This window comes from Streptomyces sp. NPDC057438 (assembly GCF_042802995.1).
GTDB lineage: Bacteria > Actinomycetota > Actinomycetes > Streptomycetales > Streptomycetaceae > Streptomyces.
Map to the genome: position 1 here is coordinate 1 of NZ_JBHVDD010000201.1, position 1,652 is coordinate 1,652.

Sequence of the window (1,652 nt, forward strand, 5' to 3'; positions counted from 1 at the left end):
ACCAGGAGATCTGCGACCAACTGGTGGTGTCGCTGTCCACCGTCAAGACGCACCTTGAACCTTCCCCTTGATCGTGGACACCTGGAGACTGGGACCTGATGTTCCAGAGGGAGTAGCACCAGGTGGGAAGCAAGTACACGAAGCGGTACACCGAAGAGTTCAAGCGGGACGCGATCGCGCTCGTCGACTCCTCGGACAGTCCTTCTGGGCTGTGCAGTCTCAAAGCGGAGTTGGTCTTGACTCCGGGCCACTCGGCGCATCCAGATGTCGGATTGACGCACCGTTTCGATGAGAATTCGCTGCAGAGTCGGATAGGGGTCCGCTCAGCAGTTCCCTGGCCTCGGCACCGTTGACAGCCGACCGGGCAGGAGGATGCAGCCGGGCCCCAGCGGCTGAGCTTTCTCCGGCACCCGCCAGGGTTCTGAGTCCCGCCACCCCGTCGACGCGCGTCCATGCCCGCTCTGCCGCGGCGGTGGCGCTACCGCACCGGGCGCACGCGCAGGCCGCGCCGCAGCCCGTCTGTCACATGCGAGAGCATCTCCCGGCTGATGGCTGCATTCCTCAGCCCCACGGAGCCGTGGAACGTCCCCGGGTAGAGGTGGAACTCGGTGGTGACCCCCGCCTGTACCAACCGTTGCGCGTAGGCCATCCCTTCGTCCCGCAGGGGGTCGAACTCACAGACGTAGACGAACGCCGGCGGCAGCCCGGAGAGGTCCCCGGCACGGGCCGGGGCCGCATAGGCGGGGACGTCGGGGCCGCCGCGGCGGCCCTCGCCGCCCAGGTAGTGACTCCAGCAGATCTCGGCGATGGGGCGGTTCCACACCGGGGTGTCGGTGAAGGCCCGCATCGACGGTGTCTCCAGCCGGTCGTCCAGCATCGGAATGCCCAGGTACTGCATGCAGATCGCCGGGCCACCGCGGTCCCGGGCCAGCAGGGCCACGGCCGTGGCGAGCCCGCCGCCCGCGCTGTCACCGCCGACGGCCAGCCGTGCCGGGTCGATGCCCAGCTCCGCAGCGTGCCCGGCCGTCCACACCAGCGCGGTGTAGGAATCCTCCAGTCCGGCCGGGAAGGGATGCTCGGGCGCGAGCCGGTAGTCAACCGAGACCACTACAGCGCCCACCTGGTCCGCGATCCGCAGCAGGTCGGAGTGGCAGAAGTCCGGACTGCCGAGCACATAGCCGCCGCCGTGCATGTGCACCAGGCCGGGCATGCAACTGTCCGCCGCCTCGGCGCCGGCCGGGGTGTAGATCCGGACCGGGACCTGCGGTGCGCCCTCAGGCCCCGGGACGAGAGTGTCGCGGACGTCGACCGGCCGGGCCGGCTCGTACACGGGCAGGTGCGCCGTCATCTCCTTCTCGGCCGCGCGAGCGGCGGCGATGTCGGTGAACGGCAGATCGTTGATCATCGGGACAACAGGGGCCAGCTCGGGATCGAAGGCGTAAGGCATGGGGCTCTGCTCCTCGGAAGCGTCTCGCTTGCGCGATCTTCGGGACGACAGACAGCATTCCGCGCCATACGTGACATCGTCCGTCAGGATTTACGCTCACTTTCGTGAAAGCCGACCGACTGCTGTCCATCCTGCTGCTCCTCCAGACCCGCGAGCGGATCTCCCACGTCGAGCTCGCCGAACGCCTGGAGGTATCGGTCCGCAC

Annotated in this window: 2 protein-coding genes; one reads left to right on the forward strand and one right to left on the reverse strand. The window is 68.4% G+C overall.

The window, feature by feature from the left end; genetic code table 11:
- Positions 1-478: 478 nt before the first annotated feature.
- Positions 479-1,447, reverse strand: coding sequence for an alpha/beta hydrolase (locus ACFU5F_RS42360; RefSeq protein ID WP_383899025.1), 969 nt, complete (start codon positions 1,445-1,447; stop codon positions 479-481).
- 104 nt (positions 1,448-1,551) lie between these two features.
- Between ACFU5F_RS42360 and ACFU5F_RS42365 the strand changes: the two genes are divergently transcribed.
- Positions 1,552-1,652: HTH domain-containing protein (locus ACFU5F_RS42365; RefSeq protein WP_383899027.1), on the forward strand; the 101-nt coding region annotated here is incomplete at its 3' end.

What these genes read in the sequence shown, in the direction of transcription:
- ACFU5F_RS42360 (WP_383899025.1), bottom strand. Translation starts at nt 1,447, where the DNA reads ATGCCTTACGCCTTCGATCCCGAGCTGGCCCCTGTTGTCCCGATGATC.